Below are 16,812 nucleotides of genomic sequence, written 5' to 3'. Positions count from 1 at the left end.
TGGTATATCTCATTTTCGAGTGTCGGGGGCATAGAATGGATCAACAAGGAAAGACGTGCATTGAATTCGACTACACTAGCTTTTTAGGGGTAACAGGTAGTAAAAAATGGACCTTTTTAGAGGCATTTGCCACCATCGCGCCTATTTTCGGTTTGATGTGGAAACAGAACATTGCGGAATTGAGCAAGCCTGAAGATCGGTTGTGGGATGCCGCATTAAAATCGATGTCTTCTCGTAAAAGTGATGAATCCAATTTGGTCCGCTTAACCCAGTTAGCTAAACATGAAGGGATCAATGAATTGCGAGTCGTTATGCCATATTCGCTCGATGTTCAGCAAATCGAGTACATAGAATCTCGCAGTCAGTTGAAAGTGGACACGTCAGAACAAGATGTTCTTAACATCAAGTTTTAGGCTGAGTATTTCCACTTCATCGATGTACTACTTAACAATAGTGCAATGAAAAGCGACCTCAAAGTAGGTCGCTTTTTTGTTTTGAGGTTTTTGTCACAGGTCTTGGAAGTGTGATGAATATAGAGTATTTGCACTTAAATTAACAAAAATGTAACGTTTGGAAATGCAATTGTCATAACTAGCTTCTAACTTTGTGTTTTTAGGACAAATTACCGACTAAGTGGTTGGTACTGTAAGTTCGAATTAACGTCCCTTATTGGCACACAAGGATGATTGAGTCACCACGTCATTTGGGCATAAAAACAAACACAATAAGAAAGGAAGTCAATATGTCTTTGTCTCGTCGAGACTTTATGAAAGCTGCCTCTTCAACGGCTATTGTTACCGGGCTGGTGGGCTGTGGTAGCGATGCTAGTGAGTCTGTTGCGGTTACCTTTGAGCACGGAGTGGCGAGTGGAGATCCTACTCAAACACAAGTAATCATTTGGACTCGTGTTACAACCTCAGCGAGCTACGCAGATGTAAGCTGGCAAGTTTCATCTAACGAAAATTTTACTGATATCGTGCAAAGTGGCACTTTTGCCACAGACACGAGCCGAGATTTCACGGTAAAAGTCGATGTTCAAAATCTCAACGCAAATTCTCGCTACTACTATCGATTCATGGTTGGAGATGTCACTAGCGAAGTCGGGCAAACTCAAACATTACCAGAGGATGGTGTAGAAAAGGCATCCATGGCGGTTGTTTCTTGTGCAAACTATCCTGCAGGCTATTTCCATGTGTATCGAGAGATCTTAAATCAACATGAACAAGACCCGTTTGATGTGGTGCTTCATCTCGGTGATTACATTTATGAGTATGGTGCTGGTGGCTACGCTAGTGAAGATGCTGAGGCACTAGGGCGAGAGCCAAGCAAAGGCACTGAATGTATTACCTTAGATGATTACCGAAAACGGTATGCGCAATATCGCCAAGATGCTGATCTGCAAGCGTTACATGCGAGCCTACCAATGATTGCTGTCTGGGATGACCATGAGCTTGCAAATGATACTTGGAAAAATGGTGCGGAAAACCATCAAGAAGAGGAAGGCAGTTTTAATGATCGTCGTGCAGCTGCGGCTGCCGCGTGGACAGAATGGTTGCCCGTTCGTGAAAACACTTTCTCAAACATGCTGATTTACCGTCAGTTTTCGTTTGGAAGTTTAGTCAATTTGATGGTGCTCGATACGCGACTTGTGGGGCGTGATAAACCGTTGGATTACTTCTCGCTCAGCTCTCCAACGATGGAAGCGATTGGCGGTTTAGTTGCTCAGTCGCGCAGCGAAGACCGAGAGCTGTTAGGCGCTGACCAACTCGCTTGGCTGATGGATGCGTTCAGTACGCACGACGCAACTTGGAATGTGCTAGGGCAACAAGTGTTAATGTCTCGTATGGAGTTGCCAAGTTCGGTTATGGCCGCGATGTTTCAATTGTTTACTGCCACTGAAGAACAAAAAACAGAGGCGTTATTGGCGGTAAACTCTGCGATTACGGGTTATCTCTCTGACCCAAGTTTAGATACCATTGCTTTGCCATATAATCTAGATGCATGGGATGGTTACTACGTTGAGCGAGAGAAAGTTTATCAACTGGCCAAAGCCAGCAGTGGTAACTTTGTCTGCTTGGCAGGAGATACGCACAACGCATGGGCAAGTGAGCTTAAAGACGTATCTAAGCATCCTATCGGGGTAGAGTTTGCAACTAGCTCGGTGAGTTCCCCTGGGCTAGAGGCCTACCTAGCGTTAGATCCTGTTGCGATCGCTCAAATGGAATACACGTTGCCGCACTTAGTGTCAGAATTACAGTGGGCAGATATCAAGCAGCGTGGCTTTATGCGCGTTACTTTTACGCCCGACAAAGCAGAGTCGACCTGGTATTTCGTATCAACGATTAAAGACAAAACATATCAGGTGACGACTAAGTCAGCCTCCACAACAGATGGCACTACGTTAAATATCGGCTAAACTGAGCCTAATACGAAAAAAGTCCGCAGGCTATTGCGGACTTTTTATTGGAAAGCGTTTAGCTAATCTAGCGACAGTTCTAGTCAATCAATCCGTATTCTTTGCTCAGTACTTCGATGATTTCCGCTTTCGGATTCTCACTCAAATGAATCGGCTTTCCTGTAATCTTCTCGGCAATACCAATGTAGGTGCTCGAAATCGCCATCAAAGATTCGACGGGTAAAGCATTATCACGAGCGAGTGCTTCGCGCTCTGGCATACGTTCTTTGTTTAGCAAGATATCTGGGTCAGGGAAGTGGTTAAGTAGGAACTGGCGGAAGCCTTCTTTTGAGTTCTCTACGATGTGACCTGCTTGGTACTCTTTAGCATCCCATATACGAGACGAGTCTGGTGTACCCACTTCATCCATGTAAATCAGCTTTTCATTGCCAGCGGCATCATGAACATAACCAAATTCGAATTTGGTATCGACAAAGATTTGGTCGATTTCTTCTAACGCTTGGCTGATAACGTTAAAACCTTCTTTCAGCAGTTTTTCGTAGAGTGCGATATCGTCAGCGCTTGAGAAGTTAAATTCTTCGTAGTTGTCTACGATATTTTGACGAGTAATATTAACGTCATCCGCTTCTGGCACACCGGGAATACCTTTTAGAATACCTTTTGTGGATGGGGTCATGAGCAACTCTGGCAGTGCTTTGTCTTTTCCTAACCCTTCAGGAAGTTGGATTCCACAAAACTCGCGCTCGCCATTTGCGTAAGCGCGCCACATCGAACCCGTGATGTATTTGCGGCAGATGGCTTCGATTTTTACAGGTTTGGCTTTTTGTACAATCCAAACAAAAGGGTGAGGAATGTCTAGAATGTGGCTATCTGCTAAGCCATTTTCTTTGAACAGTTTGAACCAGTGATTAGAAATCGCATTAAGCGCAGCCCCTTTACCTGGGACACCATTAAGACCACCTTCAGCATGCCAAATACAATCGAATGCAGAGATTCGGTCGCTAATCACCATGATAGCCAAAGGCGCATCTGGAGCGACATCGTATCCTTTTTCTTTGATCAGTCGGGCGCTGTCTTCTTCAGTTAACCAGTAAACTGAACGAACTTTTCCGCTATGAACGGGTTTATGGGTGCGAATTGGCAGGTCGTCATTGACGGCAAGTACTTGATTAGCAAGGCTCATTGCGACATTCCTATCATCTTAATCAAACGTCAGAAAGAGAAGATATTCAGCAAAATGTGGGCGCTGAATAAATCGAATGTGGGCATCATACCAGAACTATTTTAACTCGCCAGAGAAAAAGCAAACGTTTGCCTGTTTTCTTTAATACAAAAAAAAGCCCCCTTAAAAAGGAGGCGAGATGCAGGATGGATAGCGTCGAACTTATTAGTGGTACTTATTAACTCTGCCTTCGACGAAAAAGACTTCACACTGATAGCGTTGCGCCATGTCGTGCAACATCGATTGATTCATAAGTGCAATTTTATTTGATGCGACAACAGCACTGGCATTACCTGATCGGATGGCTTTGATCACGATCTCGACTTCTGAAAGCTGTTGAGAAGGCTTCATTTGAATCACGTTTCTACAGCAAATATTAGAAGCAGTGAGTTGTTCAAAGTCAGGGCGAGGGCAGTCTGCTGTAAACAAAATCCATTGTTTCTGCTGCGATAAAACAGCCAGCTTAGATAGAAGCTGATCCGAAACGGCCATGGGCTGAGTTGCTTGTGCCAATACGTTGTAACGAGAGTATGTATGAGATTGACTTTGTAACTGCATCTTACTGTTCCTTTATACATGCTGTATGTGTATACAGTAGTTTGTTTTGACGACCTGATCAACCCGTTTATCAAAAGTTATTTGCGTTTTTTTGAGAAGGAAACAAAAGGGTTTTATTTTAAGTGTCTGAATTTATTTGGTTATTTTTCATTTCTGATATGTCTAACATCAATTTAAAAATGTGAGATGAGTAGAAAATTGGACGAGAGACATACAGGGGGTTACTACTGTATATACAGGTGTTTTTTCACGGGCAGTGGTTTGTATACAGTAGGAGAGGGGCTGATAACCGATGCGACATGCTATGTAGGATAGGAGGGAATACGAGATAGAGATTGGAAATAGGGCTTGGCCGATCAAAAAAGCGCCTTAAAAGGCGCTTTTGAAAATCAGTTCCGTTGATTCCGTCTTGCTTAGCTCGCTCGTTGCAAGCGTTCGCGCATTTGCAATTCGCCTTGGTTAAATAGGCGCACGTCGATTTTTGCCATGTCGTAACAAGCTTTACATGAGTAATGGTGCTTGCCATCTAAATAATCGTGACGAGTTACAAGACTAGGTTTTTTACACCAATCACAGGTGCCTTCTTCAGTGAACATTGATTTTCTCCCCACCTAGATTAATTTGAGTCGTTAGGTGTTATTTTGCGCTGAGCATTATGGCATAAAAGCGAGACTTAAGTTAAATGTCTGTTAATTTGTTTGAGAGGGAGATCGATTGCGGCGCTTGATTATATGGCTCTAGAAGCATGCTAGCCAAAGTTTCCTGACCTGTTTTTACTGTTTTGTAACATTTTGTGAGACAAGCTTAAAGGCATGATTGAGTCGCTTCATTTCTTCTTCACTGCCTCTTGTGTCCGGATGATAAAGCTTTGATAGCTGTCTATAGCGTAGCTTTATTGCTTGTAAATCAGGGATGTGTTGTGGTGTGTAGCCAAACATGGCGCATGCGACGCTTAGCTTATGGTTCTCTACCTGAGTTTTGGATTTCTTAAATTCTTTGAATACTTTCTCTAGCTGGCGTTTCAGTTGCTTGTTCGTAAACTCTAGCTCTTTAACTTTTGCCGCCATTCGCTGATTTTGGTTTTCCTCTTTGGCTTCAAGCGCTTTTCTATTCTGCTTATGTTTCTTGATTACGAGGAAGCTTAAGCCGCTGATGATGAGTATCGCCGCTAGCCAGATCAGCCATAAAAATTGCGAGTATTCTACGTTGGGTTTTGCAATTGTTGTGCTTTTCTCTTCTTGTGTTTGCTCCGCCTTTTTATCGAGCGACTTTATTTGTGAGACTTGTTTAGCTCGCAGTTGATTGAAGCGCTGCTCTAACAGTTGATTATAAGCCTGTTCTGCTGCTGGATTATGCTGAGAAGCCATTTGATACAAGGCTTCAGTCAATTGAGAAGTTGTGACCTTATCTTGATTGCGCTGAATAAAGTTAGCGAGAAGAAAGCCCTGATCGGTTGGATCATTGAGTGCGATAGAGGTTAGCCAATATAACGCTTGTGTTTCATTTTTTTCGCCATTTATCCCTTTAGCAAAGTCGTTCGCGAGCTGTTTTTGCGCAGGGAGGTAACCTTGGTTGGCGGATTGCTCTAGCCAGTAACGCGTTTCTGGTGAGGCTTCAGCTTTGTTTGATGCCAATAATTGCTGTGCATACTCATATTGTTCTATGGGGTCATTTGGAGCCTGAGAGGCAAGCAGGTAACCAGAAAAGCTGAGGCTAAATAAGCAGAGTAGGGCAGACGTTTTGACAGACATTGATATGTCAGGCCTAACGATTATGGTTAGGCCTGCTCCGGTAATTTTTTATTATTACCGCTATGGTGCAACCAAATTACTTCAGTGGCAAGATCTGGATTTCAACACGACGGTTGCACGCACGACCTTCAGAAGTTTGGTTTGAGCAAATTGGGTTACGTTCGCCGTAGCCACGTGCAATTGCACGACCAGGTGCAACGTTTTGAGATACTAGGAATTGACGTACGGACTCTGCACGACGCTCAGACAACGTTTGGTTGTATGACTCACTGCCCGTGCTATCAGTGTAACCGTCGATAACAAGGCTGGTATCTGGGTATTCAACCAAGATGCGAGCAACACCGCGTAGCGTATTATGAATGCTAGCATCAAGCTGGTAAGAGCTTGAAGAGAAGCCGATACCATTTTCCATACGCAGTAAAAGCTGGTTCTCACCAACACGCTGAACCTGTACACCAGAGTTTAGCAAAGCGCGACGCAATTCTGCTTCTTGTTGGTCAAAGTAGTAACCAACGCCAGCGCCAGTCGCACCGCCTGCGGCCGCACCAATGAGCGCATGCTGACGACGTTCTTTAGCGTCATCGCCCGTTGCTAGACCGATTGCTGCACCAGCGATAGCACCAATAAGCGCGCCTTGCGTGGTTGAGTTAGTTTCGTATTCACCCGTTGTTGCATTTTGGCGTTGAGTGGCTTGACAGCCAGTAAGAGCTAGCACTAGAGCTAGTGCAATAGGCATCTTTTTCAAGGGAAAATCTCCGTATAAAACTGAGGCGAAACCATGCCTCATAATGGGATGCGAATTATGAATAAGTAAGCATTGATATTTGTTATGAGAAAGTAAGATTGATAAGAGTTTCTGTAAGAAAATTCTTATCGTTACTATCACAACTTCAAAAAGTAGGTCCCAATAACATTGGAATATTGGAACTTACGTCAATCAATTGCTGCTCTGGTTATTTCGATGGATTGCCCAACATTTTACGCGCTTGCTCGCCGCCAACACCACGGTTAACGGAGACTCTTCTACCTTTTTTCAAGCCCACTTCGTAGTCTTCGGTTAGGTTTTTCATCGCTTCTTTCAGTTGCTTCTTGAAGGTTTCGCGGTCAATGTTTTGGAATTCTTTATCAATATAATCATTGATTTTGTTGGCCGACTCTTCGTCTGGGGAAATGACTGGAAGTTTCTCTATCGCGCCCTCTACCCAACCAGATACAAATGAGTTCACGCGGCGAGTCACCTCTTGAGAAGAGGTGCCCGTACCTGCGAAACTATTTCGGAATTGTCCGGTACTTTCGTTCATCTCGCGATAAATAATATCGAAAGCAAATGCAGCAAAAATCGCGCGATCTGCTTCACCGATAAACTCGACACGTTTGAGCCCTTTGTGATTCAACAACACCGCTTCAACACCGAATTTAGTGTTAATGCCGCGAATCACTCGCAATATGGTAGAACTGATATTCGCTGGTAGTAGGTGGGAAGACTGTGTTTTCCCCATTCTGATAAACTCAATATCGTCCTTATCCAGACCATATTTGAGCATGAGGCGATGTGCCATTTTGATAGCATTGGCAGCCTCATTAACATTAGCGGAATTGCCCAGTTCTAAGCACTTGGCGATTTTTTTCAGAGCTTTTTGTTTATCCATCGACAACCAGTAACGAAAGCAGAAAATTTATGAAGTCAGACATATTACCTTTTTTGACATAAAAACGAAATACAAGGTGGGAGTGAAGGTGGTTTATGGACATAAAAAGAAGCCCCGCGGAAGGCGAGGCTAGGCGTTTTAGTTCGTCATAATCAGTATGAAGTCGTACTTGTGTCTAAGAAGCCATTCTTCATTAAGATTAGTTGGAATTACAACCCGAGCTGGTTGAGTAAATCATCGGCGTCATCGTTCGAACTCGACGATTTAGATTCTTTCTCAGCCATATTTTTACGTGTTGCTTCTAAAATATCGTCTGGATTTTCGTCTTCTGCGATTTCAAACTCTTCTAGTTGGATGAACTCAGTTTTGTCCATTGCCAACTCTAGGTAGAAAATGTTGTTATTTTCGGTGGAGAACGTCACTCGGCGAGCTTGAGGGCGGTCAAGGTTGGTATCCACTTGTAAGATGACTTGCTTATTCAGCGCCATCATTTTTGGCTGGTTTTGTGTGATGTTCGTTTGCAGCTCTTTACGAATTTTATTGGTGAAATCTCCAACCAGTTGGTTCATTAGTTCACCCAGAACATCTCCCACCTCGTCAGAAGTATGAGATATTGCCAGTTCTTCTTCTGGCATACCCATATTACGCATGTAGTTGGTGTAGATCTCTAATGCGGCTTTTGCCGTAAAATTAATTACGACTAGCCCGGTAAACCCGCCATCAAACAGAACAAAACAGCCAAAATCTGGCTTGAGGCTAGTCTTGTGGATTTTTTGCACCATTGCAGAGTAATTTACTTGAGAAGATGTCGCCGAAGTAAGGACGCCAGAAACAGACTGGCAAAGTTTGAGAAGGATATCTTCAGTGGTCACAATTTTATTCTTTTTCATTCTGAAAACTCATCTAGAAACGCGATTCGTTCCCCAATGTAAGGCATCAAGCGTGAAAAAATAAAGCATAAGTTTAATTATTGTATCGAGATTCTGATTTGCTCGTCTTTTTAAATGTTGTAAAGTGACGAAATTCAAAGAATATTACTTCACTTACTCTTTTGTGGTGTTTTGTTTCGCTGAACGCCAACTTGTATGAGAAGTGAGCAAATAATTACATAACCCGCAGCTGATCGGATTCAGCGTCGTAGGGGCAGGAAGCAAATGTTACCAAGATTACACTCGCAAACTGATGTCGATCCTCTTGTTCTTAGTTTTCTGAAAGAGCTTGAGCACGCCGGATTCACTGGTGATATCGAAAGCCAATATTCAAGCCGATTAGCGGTTGCCACTGACAACAGTGTTTACCAGCAACTTCCTCAGTCTGTCGTTCATCCCAAAACGACAGAAGATGTTTCTCTCCTCGGGAAACTGAGCAATAAAGAAAAGTACGAACGAATTACCTTTTCACCTCGTGGTGGCGGCACAGGGACCAATGGTCAGTCGCTAACCAAAGGTATTGTGGTGGATATGTCTCGCCACATGAACAAAGTGCTTGAGATTAATGAGAAAGAAGGCTGGGTTCGTGTACAAACTGGTGTAGTGAAAGACCAGTTAAATGATGCGGTTCGCCCTTACGGTTACTTCTTCTCTCCGGATTTATCAACCAGTAACCGTGCCACGATTGGCGGTATGGTCAACACTGATGCTTCTGGTCAAGGCTCTCTGAAATACGGAAAAACATCCGATCATGTTTTGTCGCTACAAGCGGTGTTTGCTGATGGCTCAGTTTTAGAATCAGATCTGTCCAACGGCTACCCAAAAGAAGGCGAGTTTGCTGCCAAGGCGCTACGAGTTACGGAATCCGTATGTCGTGAAAAACGCCAGCAGATCGTGGATAAATTTCCTCCTCTCAACCGCTTCCTAACGGGCTATGACTTAAAGAACGCGCTAGATGAAGACGATGATCGTTTCGATATCACACGAGTACTGTGTGGCGCGGAAGGTTCATTGGCATTTATTACCGAAGCGAAGCTAAACCTGACGCCAATTCCGAAAGCACGTACTTTGGTTAACGTTAAATACAACAGTTTTGACTCTGCGCTGCGTAATGCACCGTTTATGGTCGAAGCGAAAGCGCTATCTGTAGAAACCGTTGACTCGAAAGTGCTTAATCTCGCGAAGCAAGATATCGTCTGGCACACCGTGAGTGATTTGCTTACCGATGTTCCAAATAAAGAGATGCTTGGCATCAATATGGTGGAATATGCAGGTCAGGACGAAGAAGAAGTTGCAGCGCAGGTTGCAGCGCTGACCGCCAAGCTCGATACCATGCTGGAAACAGAAGAAGCGGGCATCATCGGTTACCAAGTCTGTAACGATGTAGCGAGTATCGGGCGTATTTACAACATGCGTAAAAAAGCGGTGGGTTTGTTAGGCGCAGCAAAAGGCCGCGCTAAACCGGTCGCATTCGCTGAAGATACCTGTGTGCCACCAGAAAACTTGGCTGATTTCATTGTTGAGTTTCGCGAACTATTAGATAGTAAATCGCTGAATTACGGCATGTTTGGTCATGTGGATGCAGGGGTGCTGCATGTGCGTCCTGCGTTGGATCTGTGTGACCCGCACCAAGAAGCATTGATGCACGAAGTTTCTGATGAAGTGGTTAAGCTGGTGGCGAAATACGGCGGTTTGATGTGGGGTGAACACGGCAAAGGTTTCCGTTCAGAATATGGCCCTGAGTTTTTCGGCGACGAGTTGTTTACTGAACTGAGACGTGTGAAAGCGGCATTCGATCCACACAACAAAATGAACCCGGGTAAAATCTGTACGCCGCTTGATAGCGATGCAGAGTTAGTAAAAGTCACTGATACCAAACGTGGCTACTATGACCGTCAGATTGACGTACAAGTGCGTGATAGCTTTAAGCAAGCGATGGAATGTAACGGTAACGGTTTGTGTTTTAACTACGATACCAGCTCGCCAATGTGTCCATCGATGAAAGTAACAGCCGATCGTCGTCATTCACCGAAAGGTCGTGCGAGTTTGGTTCGCGAGTGGCTGCGTCAGCTCACTGAACAAGGCATTGATATTCTTGACTTAGAAAAGCAAACGCTAGAAAACAAAACATCAATCAAAACCATGATTGACCGTGTACGTCATTCTATCAATCGTCGTCACGAATACGATTTCTCCCACGAAGTGTATGAAGCGATGAATGGTTGTTTAGCGTGTAAAGCGTGTGCGAGCCAGTGTCCGATTAAAGTGGATGTCCCAAGCTTCCGCTCCCGCTTTTTAAACATCTATCACTCGCGCTACCAACGCCCAGCAAAAGATTATTTGGTTGCCAATATTGAAACTATGCTACCAATGATGGCGAAAGCGCCAGGTGTCGTAAACGGTGTTTTGAAGCAGTCGTGGGTCAAGAGCTTAACGGCTTCAACAGTTGGGTATGTCGATGCGCCGTTGTTATCAGTACCTACATTGAAACAACGAGTAGAGTCGCTGACAACGCCTTATGATCTGCAAGCGCTCAGCGGTTTGTCTTCGTCTGAAAAGAGCAAGCATGTTTTAATTGTTCAAGACCCATTCACTAGCTACTACGACGCCGATGTTGTAGAAGACTTCGTTAAATTATTGAAAAAGCTGGGCATGCATCCGGTGCTTCTGCCATTTAAGCCGAACGGTAAAGCACAACACATTAAAGGCTTTCTACGTCAGTTTAAGGATACAGCAGCCGATACAGCGAAGTTTTTGGCGATGGTAGCGGATCTGGATATTCCATTAGTTGGTGTCGACCCTGCATTGGTGCTGTGTTATCGAGATGAATACGCTGAAGTACTTGGCAGTAAGCGAGGTGATTTCGATGTACTAACGGCCCACGAATGGCTTTACCCAAGACTAGAAGCGTTTGAAAGCGGAGAGCATAACGCGCAGGAACCTTGGTATCTGTTTGCGCACTGTACTGAAAAAACCAAAATGCCGAATGCGGAAAAAGAGTGGGGCGCTATTTTTGCTCACTTTGGTGCGGTTTTAAATACGGTACCGGTTGGTTGTTGTGGTATGGCGGGTACGTTTGGTCACGAGGTCGATAAGTTGTCGATGTCGAAAGACATTTACAATTTAAGCTGGAAGCCAAGCTTAGATAAGTTAGATAACGAGAGATGTTTGATTACTGGCTACTCTTGCCGCAGCCAAGTGAAACGCTTTGAAGGAACAAAGCCCAAACATCCCGTTCAGGCACTGTTAACTTTGATATAATCACATCAAATTAAGCCCAGTTTTACTGGGCTTTTTTAGAAGTCACATACAACAATTTCAAAGGATATGAATCTTGAGAAAACTTGAACTCAAAGTCCCACCTGTTGCGGTGTTTTTGTTGGTCATACTACTCATGTATGGACTGACAGTTCTGGTGCCGAGCCTGAATATTAGCGTGCCCTTTGTCGAGGTTGTGGTTGGTGGGTTAACTTTGCTCTCTGGTTATATGGGCATTGCTGGTGTGTATGAATTCCATAAAGTAAAAACGACGGTTAACCCTGTAAAGCCTGACACGGCCTCTTCCGTGGTGAGAACTGGCGTATTTTCTTTTTCGCGCAACCCGATGTATATGGCGCTACTGCTTCTAATCATTGCAATTGGTTTGTGGTGGCAGCACTTGAGTGTGGTGCTTTGTAGCGTTGTATTTGTCAGTTATATGAATCGATTTCAAATCAAGCCAGAGGAACGTGTTCTAGAGCGATTGTTTGGTGAAGAGTATGTGGATTATAAAAACCACGTCCGCCGCTGGATTTGAGCGTCGAGTTCGGTTTCATTTGGATGAGACATAAAAAGAAAGCCCAACGATCGACGTTGGGCTTTCTTTTAGTAAACACGTTTTTTGAGCGCTTCTGATAGGGCAGTCGATTAGGCTGCCTTAACGAACTTTGCTAGGAATGCATCCTTACGTTCATTGAAACGGCGTACAAGATCGTCAACCGCTTCTTGGTCATATGGCTTCAAGCCGCTTGCAACCATGCGTTTGATGCCTTTGCCAACGACTTCACCGTCTTCTTTGAACGCAAAGTTTAAGGTGACTACCCCACGTTTGCCTTCCACGTCGAACGTTGCGCCAGTGAAATCCACTTCAGGATGCGTAAGGTCTAAGCGTGAAAATTCAACTTCCATGCTTTCATAAATAACTAATGGACGTTGGCAGTTGATCATCATTTGCTTCTCTTCCATAAGAGGAACCATGATGTGAGGGAAGTTCATGCCAGAGAATTGCACGTAATTTGTTACGACATGCTCAATAAATGCGGGATCGTGATTAGTCTCACCTTCACGGGACATGTGTAAGTATTCTTTACCTGCCTCGTCAACAACGGCGCTTTCTTTTTCACACTTATTTTCAATATGAAGTGCTACACCATCGTTTACCATGCCAGAGAAGTTAAAACGCATCTTTTGGCTGACGCCTTCTTTACTAAGAAGCACTGCGAAAAGTAAGTCCCCAGGGACACAAAAGCGTTTGTTGTCTTCATCGTGGATTGGGTTATAGTCACCTGCGACACGTTTTGCAAAGTGGCTTGCTTGTTCGCGAGTGAACTGAAACTGGTGATTAGTGTTTGAAAAATAAGGTGTTAGAAACATAATTTTTACGTAGTAACCAAAACTGTGTGGGATTATATGCGAATATCTGCGTAGCAATGGTCCATCCAGTGAAAACTTCACCGTATCCTAACAATAAGACACTATTTCGGCGGATAAATCGTTAAAAACGCATACTTTAGCAACGCTTTTATTTGTGAAAGCAATAAACAGCGACTTTATTACGTCGGCTATTTTTAAAAGTATAGCAATAACAATATGCAAGTGTTCATAAAGATCGCTGGGAATACGTTTAATGAGGAGATAAAAAAGCTCCACGCGAAACGTGGAGCCTTCAAATTATCATCCGGTTTTTAGATTAAGTGCTGGTAATGCTGGATTACTGAATACTTGGTAACAGACTCTCTGGCATGAGCGTGTTGTGGATAGCCAGCTTAAGCAGAGTATTCGCCTGTTCAATGTCCGGCGCAAAGTAGCGATCTTTATCGTAGAACGATACTTTTTCACGCAACATTTGTTTGGCAGTCTCGATACGCTCAGAAGACTTGTTTGGTGCTCTAAAGTCTAGGCCTTGTGCTGCTGATAGGTATTCGACCGCTAGAATACCGCGAGTGTTTTCTCCCATTTCTTTCAATCTGCGAGCCGCGAAGGTTGCCATTGAAACGTGATCTTCTTGGTTTGCTGATGTTGGCAAGCTGTCTACTGACGCTGGGTGAGCGAGCGTTTTGTTTTCGCTTGCTAGCGCAGCAGAGGTGACTTGGGCAATCATGAAACCAGAGTTCACACCACCATTATCGACTAAGAACGGTGGTAATTTTGATAATGCGCTATCGATAAGCAATGCCATACGACGTTCAGACAGGCTGCCGATCTCAGCAATCGCCAGTGCTAGGTTGTCAGCTGCCATTGCAACAGGCTCAGCGTGGAAGTTACCGCCAGAGATGATGTCGTCATCTTCAGCAAACACCAACGGGTTATCTGATACGGAGTTTGCTTCTACTTGCAATACTTCTGCAGCGTTGCGGATTTGCTGCAAACACGCCCCCATTACTTGAGGCTGACAACGCAACGAATACGGGTCTTGCACTTTTTCACAGTTAGTATGCGAATCACCAATGTCACTTGATGTATCCAATAGATGACGATAGGCCAGTGCAGCGTCCATTTGGCTGCGATGACCACGTACACGATGAATGCGCGGATCGAATGGACGTCGGCTGCCGAGAGCGGCTTCGACAGACATTGCGCCACATACTGTAGCCGAAGCGAAAAGATCTTCCGCGATAAACAGACCTTCTAATGCGAACGCTGTTGATGCCTGGGTACCATTTAGCAGCGCTAAGCCTTCTTTCGGTGCCAGAGTTATGGGTTCTAGACCTGCGATTTTTAATGCTTCTTGCCCAGAAATGATATTACCGTTGTGACGAGCTTGTCCTTCACCTAGTAATACTGTGCTCATATGGGCCAGAGGAGCTAAGTCACCTGAGGCGCCAACAGAGCCCTTTTTAGGTACACAAGGGTAAACTTGTGCGTTAACTAGATCGGTCAGCATATTAATGACTTTTAGGCGAATACCAGAAAAACCACGAGACAGACTATTGATTTTTAATACCATCATCAGACGAACCGTTTCATCTGACATAAACTCACCGATACCTGCCGCATGAGAAAGAACGATACTGCGTTGCAGAGTTTCTAAATCTTCTGGTGCTATTCGTGTGTTAGCCAATAGACCAAAACCAGTGTTAATTCCGTAAACCGTTCTATCTTCCGCGATGACACGCTCCACGACTTGCGTGCTTTCTTCAATGGCCGGAATGGCTTCAGGATCCAAAGTAAGGTTGACTGGTGAACGGCTCACTTGGCGTAGTTCGTTTAAGCTAATATGACCTGGCTTTAGCGTTAAATTTAACATCTCTTTCATCCTTACTTGAGCTTCTTCAGTTCTTCGTTGAGCATTGGCAAATCTAGCCCTTGCTCTGCTGCACATTGTTTAGCAATGTCGTATCCCGCATCAGCATGACGCATCACGCCTGTTGCTGGGTCGTTATGCAGCACGCGGGCAATACGTTTTGAGGCATCTTCACTGCCGTCACAGCAGATAACCATACCTGAGTGTTGCGAGAAGCCCATACCTACGCCGCCACCGTGGTGCAGTGAAACCCAAGTTGCACCGCCCGCTGTGTTGAGTAGCGCGTTTAATAGTGGCCAGTCTGATACGGCGTCAGAACCGTCCATCATGCCTTCGGTTTCTCGGTTCGGGCTTGCTACGGAGCCAGAGTCTAAGTGGTCACGACCAATGACAACGGGCGCCTTAAGTTCGCCATTTTTCACCATTTCATTGAATGCTTGACCAAGACGCTCACGATCTTTAAGACCAACCCAGCAAATACGTGCAGGTAAACCTTGGAACTGAATGCGCTCGCGCGCCATATCTAGCCAGTTATGTAAGTGCGGATTATCTGGAATTAGCTCTTTTACTTTTTGGTCGGTTTTATAGATATCCTCAGGATCGCCAGAGAGAGCGGCCCAGCGGAAAGGACCAATACCTTCGCAGAATAGAGGGCGAATGTAGGCTGGAACGAAGCCAGGGAAATCAAATGCGTTTTCTACGCCTTCTTCCAGAGCCATTTGGCGGATGTTGTTACCGTAGTCGAGTGTTGCGGCGCCGCGATTTTGTAGCTCTAACATGGCTTGAACTTGCACTGCCATGGATTTTTTGGCTGCTTTAACGATCATTGCTTCATCTTGCAAACGCATTTCTGCAGCGTGAGACATGCTCCAGCCTTGTGGTAAGTAGCCATTGAGCGGATCGTGTGCAGACGTTTGGTCTGTTACTACATCAGGCGTGATATTACGTTCTACCAACTCAGAGAAAACGTCTGCTGCATTACCTAGTAGACCAACTGATACTGGTGTGTCTGATTCTTTGATGATAGCAAGCGCTTCATCTAAAGATGTCGCTTTCTTATCGACATAGCCTGTACGTAGGCGGTAATCGATACGCGATTCATCACACTCTACCGCAATCATGGAGAAGCCCGCCATCGTACCAGCTAGAGGCTGAGCACCACCCATACCACCAAGACCGCCAGTTAGAATCCATCGGCCTTTTGCTTCGCCGTCAAAGTGCTTTTTCGCAACAGATACGAATGTTTCGTATGTGCCTTGGACGATGCCTTGTGAGCCAATGTATATCCAGCTGCCAGCGGTCATTTGGCCGTACATCATCAAGCCTTGTTTATCGAGCTCGTTGAAGTGTTCCCAGTTTGCCCAATGAGGAACGAGGTTTGAGTTTGCGATAAGCACGCGTGGGGCGTTTTTATGGGTAGGGAAAACACCAACAGGCTTGCCTGATTGAACTAAAAGCGTTTGGTCATCTTCGAGTCTTTCAAGTACTTCAACAATCTTGTCGTAACATTCCCAGTTTCGTGCCGCACGGCCAATGCCGCCATATACAACCAGCGAATGTGGATGTTCTGCAACATCAGGATCGAGGTTGTTCATCAGCATACGAAGAGGGGCTTCGGTTAGCCAAGATTTTGCGCGCAGTTTATCTCCGTGAGGTGCACGAATTGTTCTGCTTGTATCAAGTCGTGGATCTTGTCCCTGGCGCTGTGTCATTTCAGACTCCTTTAGTTTCTCGTGATGACCAAGTACTTGCTTGGTCGTAATAATAAGTGGCATCTAGGATGCG

The 16,812-nt window shown here is 44.8% G+C and carries 14 protein-coding genes; 4 read left to right on the top strand and 10 right to left on the bottom strand.

Annotated features, from left to right (window positions below; all coding sequences use genetic code 11):
- Positions 1-35: 35 nt before the first annotated feature.
- Both D8S93_RS05340 and D8S93_RS05335 read left to right on the top strand, forming a co-directional pair.
- Positions 36-413: a transporter gene (locus tag D8S93_RS05340; protein WP_152812328.1), complete on the top strand. Its 378-nt coding sequence runs from the start codon at positions 36-38 to the stop codon at positions 411-413.
- A gap of 329 nt (positions 414-742) precedes the next feature.
- Positions 743-2,416 (top strand): alkaline phosphatase D family protein, encoded by a 1,674-nt coding sequence (locus D8S93_RS05335; protein WP_152812326.1) that lies wholly within the window; start codon positions 743-745, stop codon positions 2,414-2,416.
- 79 nt (positions 2,417-2,495) lie between these two features.
- Here the strand turns inward: D8S93_RS05335 and D8S93_RS05330 are convergent, their stop codons facing one another.
- The 7 genes from D8S93_RS05330 to D8S93_RS05300 all read right to left on the bottom strand — a co-directional run bounded on the left by D8S93_RS05330 (position 2,496) and on the right by D8S93_RS05300 (position 8,486).
- Positions 2,496-3,599 (bottom strand): phosphoribosylaminoimidazolesuccinocarboxamide synthase, encoded by a 1,104-nt coding sequence (locus D8S93_RS05330; protein ID WP_046874826.1) that lies wholly within the window; start codon positions 3,597-3,599, stop codon positions 2,496-2,498.
- Between the two features lie 204 nt (positions 3,600-3,803).
- Complete coding sequence (locus tag D8S93_RS05325) at positions 3,804-4,196, bottom strand: SulA-like leucine-rich domain-containing protein (RefSeq protein ID WP_109168452.1); 393 nt, start codon at positions 4,194-4,196, stop codon at positions 3,804-3,806.
- A 413-nt stretch (positions 4,197-4,609) separates the two neighbouring features.
- Entirely contained in the window at positions 4,610-4,792 is a 183-nt protein-coding gene (locus tag D8S93_RS05320) for a hypothetical protein (protein ID WP_005377960.1), read from the bottom strand.
- Positions 4,793-4,969: 177 nt separating this feature from the next.
- Positions 4,970-5,947: a J domain-containing protein gene (locus D8S93_RS05315; protein WP_152812324.1), complete on the bottom strand. Its 978-nt coding sequence runs from the start codon at positions 5,945-5,947 to the stop codon at positions 4,970-4,972.
- Positions 5,948-6,023: 76 nt separating this feature from the next.
- A complete protein-coding gene (locus D8S93_RS05310) occupies positions 6,024-6,683 on the bottom strand; it encodes an OmpA family protein (RefSeq protein ID WP_005377956.1) in 660 nt (219 codons plus the stop codon).
- Between the two features lie 217 nt (positions 6,684-6,900).
- On the bottom strand, positions 6,901-7,596 hold the full coding sequence (locus D8S93_RS05305) for a DUF2786 domain-containing protein (RefSeq protein WP_005395879.1): 696 nt from the start codon (positions 7,594-7,596) through the stop codon (positions 6,901-6,903).
- 209 nt (positions 7,597-7,805) lie between these two features.
- On the bottom strand, positions 7,806-8,486 hold the full coding sequence (locus tag D8S93_RS05300) for a DUF3334 family protein (RefSeq protein ID WP_006742601.1): 681 nt from the start codon (positions 8,484-8,486) through the stop codon (positions 7,806-7,808).
- Between the two features lie 264 nt (positions 8,487-8,750).
- On the opposite strand from D8S93_RS05300, the gene D8S93_RS05295 reads away from it, so the two are divergent.
- Together D8S93_RS05295 and D8S93_RS05290 are read left to right on the top strand one after the other, a co-directional pair.
- On the top strand, positions 8,751-11,786 hold the full coding sequence (locus D8S93_RS05295) for an FAD-binding and (Fe-S)-binding domain-containing protein (protein WP_152812322.1): 3,036 nt from the start codon (positions 8,751-8,753) through the stop codon (positions 11,784-11,786).
- A gap of 73 nt (positions 11,787-11,859) precedes the next feature.
- Positions 11,860-12,321 (top strand): methyltransferase family protein, encoded by a 462-nt coding sequence (locus tag D8S93_RS05290; protein ID WP_053807257.1) that lies wholly within the window; start codon positions 11,860-11,862, stop codon positions 12,319-12,321.
- Between the two features lie 110 nt (positions 12,322-12,431).
- Here the strand turns inward: D8S93_RS05290 and D8S93_RS05285 are convergent, their stop codons facing one another.
- From D8S93_RS05285 to hutU, 3 genes are all read right to left on the bottom strand, one after another.
- A complete protein-coding gene (locus D8S93_RS05285; protein WP_005395883.1) occupies positions 12,432-13,157 on the bottom strand; it encodes a DUF3581 domain-containing protein in 726 nt (241 codons plus the stop codon).
- 337 nt (positions 13,158-13,494) lie between these two features.
- Positions 13,495-15,030 carry a histidine ammonia-lyase gene (gene hutH, locus D8S93_RS05280; protein ID WP_152812320.1) on the bottom strand — a complete coding sequence of 512 codons (1,536 nt, stop codon included), beginning with the start codon at positions 15,028-15,030 and terminating at the stop codon, positions 13,495-13,497.
- A gap of 11 nt (positions 15,031-15,041) precedes the next feature.
- Positions 15,042-16,739, bottom strand: a complete 1,698-nt coding sequence (gene hutU, locus D8S93_RS05275; RefSeq protein ID WP_152812318.1) for a urocanate hydratase — start codon at positions 16,737-16,739, stop codon at positions 15,042-15,044.
- Positions 16,740-16,812 lie beyond the last annotated feature (73 nt).

Origin of the sequence: Vibrio sp. VGrn 2, from assembly GCF_009361695.1 — a bacterium.
In the GTDB taxonomy this organism is placed as follows: domain Bacteria; phylum Pseudomonadota; class Gammaproteobacteria; order Enterobacterales; family Vibrionaceae; genus Vibrio; species Vibrio diabolicus.
Note: the sequence above shows the minus strand (reverse complement) of the source record. Positions and strands in the feature narration are given on the sequence as shown.